The sequence below is a fragment of the Microcoleus sp. B4-C2 genome, assembly GCF_036705265.1.
GTDB lineage: Bacteria > Cyanobacteriota > Cyanobacteriia > Cyanobacteriales > Microcoleaceae > Microcoleus.
This window is the reverse complement of sequence record NZ_JAUBUB010000163.1, coordinates 1-7391: the sequence shown is the minus strand read 5'-3', so window position 1 is coordinate 7391 and position 7391 is coordinate 1. Positions and strand designations below refer to the sequence as shown.

The following is a 7391-nucleotide window of genomic DNA, read 5'->3' as shown; positions in this document are numbered from 1 at the left end:
TTTAAATCACCCTAACCTTCCTTCAGTCTTGTCTTATGGTACTCTGGCTGCTTAAAAACTGTCCGGAGTATTGTTATTTTGAAAATAAAGCAAATGATCGTGCACCTGACATAGCGATAAAATTTCCTGAATCAGAACTGATTAAAGTCGAGAGTAATTTAAAATTTAATTTTCAGTTTCAAGCAGGATTTGCTATTACAAAAGGGACTTGGAAAGAAGCAGTACAGGTTGAAAAACAAAAACGAACTTGGTATACATTGTGGATAGGTAAAAAAACCATTTATGAAACCGAGTATCAACCACGTTCGAGTGATAATGCTGAACTACCTAGCATAGAAAATTTACTTACAGGTTGGATAGAGCAGGCGAAAGGGGAAGAGTCAGAAAGAGTAAATCAAGTTGCACGCTGGTTACTAGAACAAATTGATTGTCTAAAAAAAAATGTAGACAAAATTCAGAGTGATATTATTGATCGTTATCAAGAAAGGCTCGATAAGGCAAACCAAGAAATTACCCTAGATTATGAAAAGCAAAGAAACATTTGGGAACCTATGAAACAAAAAGCTCAAAACCTAGCAGAAGAATTTTCGAGCTTGGACATAATCTTAAAACAGGAGGGTTAAATTCAAATGAATATTAAGGAACACCAATCAAATTTGCTATTGGAGCGATAAAGAAATGGATTTTGAAAAACTTAGGGATACTGCTAAAGTTATCCAGGATGTTTTTGCTACAGCTATCCAGGATGTTGTTGCTACAGCTACAAAATTTGGGGAGCGGCCAAATTCTCAAGAACCAAAGAGGAAGCAAATACAAGGAGAATCATCAAATAATAGACCATCTCTACCTCCTTCTCCAAAAAAGTCTTCCGTGTCTGTAGCTTTGTGTCTTGTTGTACCTGCATCGGTGGTGGGAAACATCAGAGAAAATCATACAATTAATGTTTCTGATATAGAAACACTAATAGAAAATGCTTCATATTTTCTATGTACAAGTCCTGAAGAGGCGAATACCATACAGCAGCGTCTAAAATTAACTAACGAAAATATTACCGATGTAAGTGAACAAAGAGAATTTTACGTCAGGATTAACATTGCTGATGGAGAAGAACTAATGGGTAAGAAAGTACCATATATTTTGAAGAGAAATCTCCCTTCTAATGGACAAGGTTTGGTGGGACAATTAGCTTGTCTGGAATATCTATCTGTATCGGGCTTAGAAAACTTTAACCGCGTGTAAGGAATATATCAATGGACTGGAAAACAGCATCTTCTTACTATGAAACTCGTCTTAGCGACGCTCTAAATGTGCAGCGACACGCGGTAAATTTAGCCAACTTACCCCAAGCTGAAGTTCCTGCTCGATTAAAAGAGGTACTTTTACAAGAAGCAGAACCAACTCGTCGTCAACTTGAAAGACTTAGAAAGCGTGAGTTTCGCATCGCTGTTGTCGGGTTAGAGAAAGCTGGAAAAAGCACATTTATTAATGCTTGGTTAGAATGCGATTTACTTCCAGCAAAGGGAGGCAGATGCACATTTACAACAACACAAATTTATTCAGTTGAAAACGAGTCAGAACAAAGGCTGGAAGTACAAGCGAGAACTGAAGAAGAGTTTATCAACTTACTCAAGGAACTGGAGAAAGTAGGGGCGAAAGAAGACCTAAATACTATACGAGCAAACGAAATAACTTTACAACAGGTAAGAAGAGAAGGTAATCTGACTTTTCCCTTTACTAGACTCGAAGATATTAGAGAACCACTCAAGAAGTATGTAGCAGATGAAAAGTATGCTCACGCTGTTTTAGAGGCGAGACTTTATACTAACAAGCTTGCTCAGGCTGAAGGGATTGTTTTTTATGATGTTCCCGGTTTAGATTCAGGTTTAGCAAAGCACGTTGATGAAGCACAAGCAATGCTCTCTGACTGTGATGCGGTGATATTGGTACAGCGGTTTACTAGCCTCCGAGAAAAGGAACTAGAAATAATCAAGTTTACCGAACTTGGCGATAAAAACGTCACCGTTGCTGATAAGCTTTTTGTATTTTTAAGTCGGATTGATTCATTAGGTAGTGCAGAGGCGCTTAAAACACATATTGAAGAAGCATCTCAAGACTGGTTAAAGCGTGCAAAGCTTCCACCTGAACGCATTGTATATGGTTCAGCCGGAGCCTATCTAATTTTGAATGGTTTAGCAGGAGAACAGACTAAGTTAGAGATTGGGGATGCAAGTAATATCGAAGCTCAGTTGAAGAGACTGACTGGAATTACCGATGACGCAACTCTGAATAAAAATGGTACTGGCATTCCAGAAATTAAGGAAAAAATATTTAACTATATCAACACTGAGCGTGTCTCGATTTTAAAAAAAAGATGCGAAGCGTCTATCAATAAAATTTTCAGCAATTCAGAACAGATTTATATTACAGTCAGCAAAAAGTATCCCGAAAATCCTGAAGAAGCCAAGCTATTTGAAGAAAATAATCGGCGGGTTTTATTTACCGAATGGTGGAATCAAAAATGGGAAACAATCAAAGCTGATTTACAAAAATATTATGAATATTCGGTTGTAAACAAATCCTTAGATAGTTCTAATGCTAAGTCATTCACTCAAATAGAAAAATTTAGAGAACGATATTTACAAATCGTTGACAATGAAATGCAGAAACTCAGGGAGGAAACATTTAAAAAGAAAGATACTATCTTTCTTGCTAACTCCAATCCAGAGTTTGACCGCATGAAAGCCAATTTTGCTTGGCGTGATGATTTGTACGGTGATATTAGTAAGCTTCTCTCTGCAATTGCTCATCAACTTGCTTTAGAACTTAAGGATGAAGCATTAAAATTAGTTGAATATATGACAAGTTTATTATGGGAAAGTAATCAAGTAAAACCCAGGCTCATTGAAAATTCAGAGGAATATTTTTTAGCAAAACTAGAGAATAGCTTAAGCGTATTATTTTTACGCTTTGCACGTCCAGTTGCTGAAGCGCTGATTCGCGGCCCAGTTAATAGTGATACTCGAAATAAAATAATCAAAAGTTTAGGGGTAGATATTGAAATCATTGATAACTACTATAGTGGGGAAGAAGCTGCATTTAGGGTTCTCAAAAAATATGTAAAATATGGTTCAGATTTACTATTTAATTCGGAGATTCGGCAACAAGTATTAGGAGTTACAGGAATAGCAACACAAATTGCTGGTGTAGCAGCGCACATAGTGGGAGATTTTTCTAATGACATAAAATCGCCACAAGAAGAAGCTGTAGTTTTTGAGATAGGAAATGATATTAGTGCGTTTGAAGAATACTTAATTTATGCAATTTTCAGTGCGGCTGGTTTTGAGTCATACTGTATTCAAGAACTGAAGGGTTTAGTTGATAGTTTCCGAGACAAAGAAGGTACTTGGACTGGCGTTGCTCTCAATGAGTGGTTGCAGGGAAATCCACTTCTGTTTGCTGAAATACCTGATAACTTGAAGTCACAAGAATCGAATTTAGAAGTTAGCGAACGATTGAGGCAATTATCTATTGCTTTAAAAAGAAGTCGTTCGCCGGAGGTACTGTGAGGGACTGAAACTACAGGAAAATAGACCTTTTGCAAAAGTCCTTTTAATGAAATTATAAGGACGGGCTCTCCGGCCCATTCCACAAAAATCATCTTTTCTTGTGGAATGGGCCGGAGAGCCCGTCTTAGCTATTTTTTGCAAGAGGTCTAATTTAACATAAGTCTGCGAGTCCGATCGCCCAAAACATCTTCCACCATCATCAATCCGCTTCTAAATCGCCGGAATCATCCCCGATCGCACCCTTAACATCCTCTCAGCAACGGCGGATGCACCAAAAGAAACCTAAAACCCAGGAAGTAGAGGGGGAGTACGTTTGATGCGTTTGTGCGCGTAAATGGCGCGATCGCCCCCCTCAAGTGCAATTCCTAACCTCGTATCAATCTCCCTGCGGCAAATTCTCCAGCCAAACCTCTAAATCCTCGATCGACTGAAAATCTAACAATTCCTCTGCTAGAGTTTCAATTTGCTCGATCGACAAATCAGCAATTCTAGTCGTGATAGATGCCGGTAATGTTCCAACTCGCCGATTTAACAGACGGCGATTTAACTGACGTAAAATCAAGGCTCTTCCTTCTTGTTCGCGGCCTTGAACAATGCCTTGGACAATGCCTTGTTCAATGCCTTGTTCAATGCCTTCTTCCTTAGCTTCCCGATAAAACCGAGTTTCCTCAAGCGTAATCCCTAACATCGCCTCTGCCTCCCTTCGGTTCAAATTTGTAAACTTGTACACCAGTATCGTCGTCAGCATCTCTATTATGGCGCGACTCGCTGCCTCAGATTCCTCCCGCTGCGATCGCGCCAGCAACAATCGCGCCACTTCCGGCGTACTCGCTTCGTCGATCGTCGTCAAAGCCATCAGCGCCACCCCCAGCGGCAACTGTTCAATATCCCCCAACTCATCCAAATATACCCGATGCACCTGATTGCAGTTCAAGAGCGCTCTATACGGATGCGTTTCTGATTGTTCAGTCGATCGACTCGGATAAATTACCACCGCTTCCCAATCTGTAAATCGCTGACGGTTGCGATAAAAATACAAAAACGACTCACCAAACAATCGCTCATAAAGCAATTCATCCCGCTGAAACTGCACCTCACAGAAATATACAACTCCAGGCTCAGCATCCGGTGGCAAAAACACCCCATCAATTTCAAACTTCGGTTCCTTCACAGCAACGGAGTCAAATCGATACTGTTCCGCATTCGATGGTGACTCTTCCAATAGCTCAAACAGCAGCGTCGGAGCTTCTTGAAATAACTTGTAAAATATTGAATCTCGACGCATTAACCCAACATCTCCTCTAACCTATGCAAATGCTCGAACCGTCAGTCGATTTTAGATTTTAGATTTTAGATTTTAGATTTGACTCGCCTTGATAAATCTGGGAGGTTGAGCTTTAGTCTAAAATTTGGGGAGTATCCACAACGATTGTCGGGGGCTTCCGTTTTTTTGCTGGTTGCAAAAACAGCAAATGGGTAATCAGCTCAATCAATTCTAAAGGATTCCAGATAGCCCCAGATCAAAAAACATCCTATATTTTCAGTCCTAGACGCACTCCCGACCAAGAAACGGGGTTTTTTACTTAATCTTCGAGTACGAACAAAGGATTTTCCTAAAAAAACCCGGTTTCTGGCCCCCTCTGCTTAAGTCCTAATTTTGTTAATCGGCGATCGAATTTCGCCCATCAGCATTCCGTGTTTCCTTACTGGGAACTCGTCCAACCTCAAGCCCTCAGCCAGAATCAACAAGTGTGACTTGACAGGGTGACACTCGTCTGGTGGGTCAATAGTAGCTTGTTGGATGCGTCCGCGCGATCGCCCGCCCGTACCTCAACAACCGCCAAAAACTCAGAATTGCCACAAAAATTCAAAATCCCAAACCCAAAACTGCCCAACGCCAGTACGATCGATCTAGTTAGCAAAAATAAGTAAAAACACTACCGGAGTAATTTTTATGGATCTGGTCGTACTCCAGAACTGGCTGGACAACATCTCCTTTGCCGTTTTGTTCTCCACAATGCTCATTTACTGGGTTGGCGCAGCATTCCCCGGCATTCCCTACCTGTCGGCCCTAGGAACCGCAGGAATGGGCGTCGCCAACCTATCCATCGCCGCTTTACTCGGTTCTCGATGGATAGAAGCAGGCTACTTCCCCTTAAGCAATCTCTACGAATCCCTATTTTTCCTAGTTTGGGGAATCACCGCCATCCACCTAGTCGCGGAAAACATGAGCCGTTCCCGCTTAGTAGGAGTAGCCACATCCCCCGTAGCAATGGCAATATCCGCCTTTGCAGCCCTGACTCTGCCGGCAACCATGCAATCTGCAGAACCCCTAGTACCCGCCCTCAAATCAAACTGGCTGATGATGCACGTTAGCGTCATGATGCTCAGTTACTCAACTTTAATGGTAGGAGCCCTGCTGGCGATCGCCTTTTTAATCGTCACCCGCGGCCAAAAAATCGAACTCACCGGTAGTTCCTTCGGCACCAACAGCAACCGCAACGGCAACTATCGCCTCCAACGCCATCAAAACCCCGAACCTCAAATTGCAGAAACCAGCGCCGACAGCGCATTAGTTTTCAGCGAACCCTCTTTCAACTCCAACAATAACGGTTTGGGCACCACCGCAGTCCTTGAATTAGCAACCGTTCAAACCGCATCAACCGCCCCAACTCAAACCGCAGAACCTCTCTCGCCCCAGCGCTTGAATCTAGCAGAAACTCTTGATAACATTAGCTATCGCATCATCGGTTTAGGATTCCCCTTACTGACAGTTGGCATTATTGCCGGTGCGGTTTGGGCTAACGAAGCTTGGGGATCATACTGGAGTTGGGACCCGAAAGAAACTTGGGCGCTAATTACTTGGTTGGTATTTGCTGCCTACCTGCACGCCCGCATTACTCGTGGCTGGCAGGGAAGACGCCCAGCAATTTTAGCAGCCACAGGTTTTGTGGTAGTTTGGATTTGCTATCTAGGCGTTAATCTGTTAGGCAAAGGTTTACATTCCTACGGTTGGTTTTTCTAATTCCTAATCCACCAAGGGGCCACAGAAGAACAGGATAAGTCAAAGAATCGGGATTAATATCATCTCCGGTTGTAGGGTGGGAAATTCCCACCTTACTCAACCAGCGAGATTCTAATAATTAACTTCCTCTTCCTTCTTATAACTTCGGTCTTCCTCACATCCGTTACATCCGTTACATAATCCGTTGCCGAACTTCCTTCATTAAAATAAGGACAATTAATATGGACGAATCCCCAATATTTCCCCAAGAAGACGATGTGGTGTCTGCCCCTACCAGCGCTTTGATGTATCAATGTACATTCAAAGTCAGCGAATTTATGGCAATCATGCAGTCAAAATTGGTAGACGAAAAATTATTCTCAGACGGCCTGGATTGCGAGCTATTAAGTGCTGGAAAAGACTGGACTAAAGGAAAACTTAGAATGCGTCTGGAGTTCATTCCGCTTGAACCAGAAATCAAAGAACAAAAAGCCCTTCCTGCCGCTGCCGAAAGCTCAGACACCCTGCAAAACTCTGCGGTAGATAGCTCAACTAAAACCGATATAGATGAGCCATTAAATCAATGTGACTCAACAGAAATAAGTAATCATTTTCCTATTTCTAGGTATCCAGACCGCGACCCCCAAAGTATAGGAATGTGGAGCTAGGAAGGCAAAGATTGAGAGATTGGGAGAGGGGGATGGTTCCCCTTCTTTGCTGAAAATCCATCCGTTAAATCCCGGACACTGCTCGTTTTCTAAGGAATGAGAATTAAATAACTTCCACAAGTTTGTGGGATGGGCGTCCCGCCCGTCCTTTTT

Annotated in this window: 7 protein-coding genes; 6 read left to right on the top strand and 1 reads right to left on the bottom strand. The window is 42.1% G+C overall.

Translation table 11 applies throughout. The features are described from left to right. Positions 1–35 precede the first annotated feature (35 nt). From QUB20_RS27685 to QUB20_RS27675, 3 genes are read left to right on the top strand one after another with little or no spacing between them, the layout of a single operon-like run. A complete protein-coding gene (locus QUB20_RS27685; protein WP_333251211.1) occupies positions 36–623 on the top strand; it encodes a hypothetical protein in 588 nt (195 codons plus the stop codon). A gap of 55 nt (positions 624–678) precedes the next feature. Further along, positions 679–1239 (top strand): hypothetical protein, encoded by a 561-nt coding sequence (locus QUB20_RS27680; RefSeq protein ID WP_333251213.1) that lies wholly within the window; start codon positions 679–681, stop codon positions 1237–1239. An 11-nt stretch (positions 1240–1250) separates the two neighbouring features. Continuing rightward, positions 1251–3566, top strand: coding sequence for a dynamin family protein (locus tag QUB20_RS27675; RefSeq protein WP_333251215.1), 2316 nt, complete (start codon positions 1251–1253; stop codon positions 3564–3566). Positions 3567–3942: 376 nt separating this feature from the next. Here the strand turns inward: QUB20_RS27675 and QUB20_RS27670 are convergent, their stop codons facing one another. Next, positions 3943–4851, bottom strand: a complete 909-nt coding sequence (locus tag QUB20_RS27670; protein ID WP_333251218.1) for an Rpn family recombination-promoting nuclease/putative transposase — start codon at positions 4849–4851, stop codon at positions 3943–3945. A gap of 479 nt (positions 4852–5330) precedes the next feature. Here QUB20_RS27670 and QUB20_RS27665 point away from each other — a divergent pair, with 479 nt between their 5' ends. The 3 genes from QUB20_RS27665 (at position 5331) to QUB20_RS27655 (ending at position 7238) form a co-directional block, all read left to right on the top strand. Continuing rightward, entirely contained in the window at positions 5331–5498 is a 168-nt protein-coding gene (locus QUB20_RS27665; protein WP_333251220.1) for a hypothetical protein, read from the top strand. 22 nt (positions 5499–5520) lie between these two features. Beyond that, positions 5521–6591: a c-type cytochrome biogenesis protein CcsB gene (gene ccsB, locus QUB20_RS27660; protein WP_333251223.1), complete on the top strand. Its 1071-nt coding sequence runs from the start codon at positions 5521–5523 to the stop codon at positions 6589–6591. 221 nt (positions 6592–6812) lie between these two features. Continuing rightward, positions 6813–7238, top strand: coding sequence for a KGK domain-containing protein (locus QUB20_RS27655; RefSeq protein WP_333251226.1), 426 nt, complete (start codon positions 6813–6815; stop codon positions 7236–7238). Positions 7239–7391: the final 153 nt, after the last annotated feature.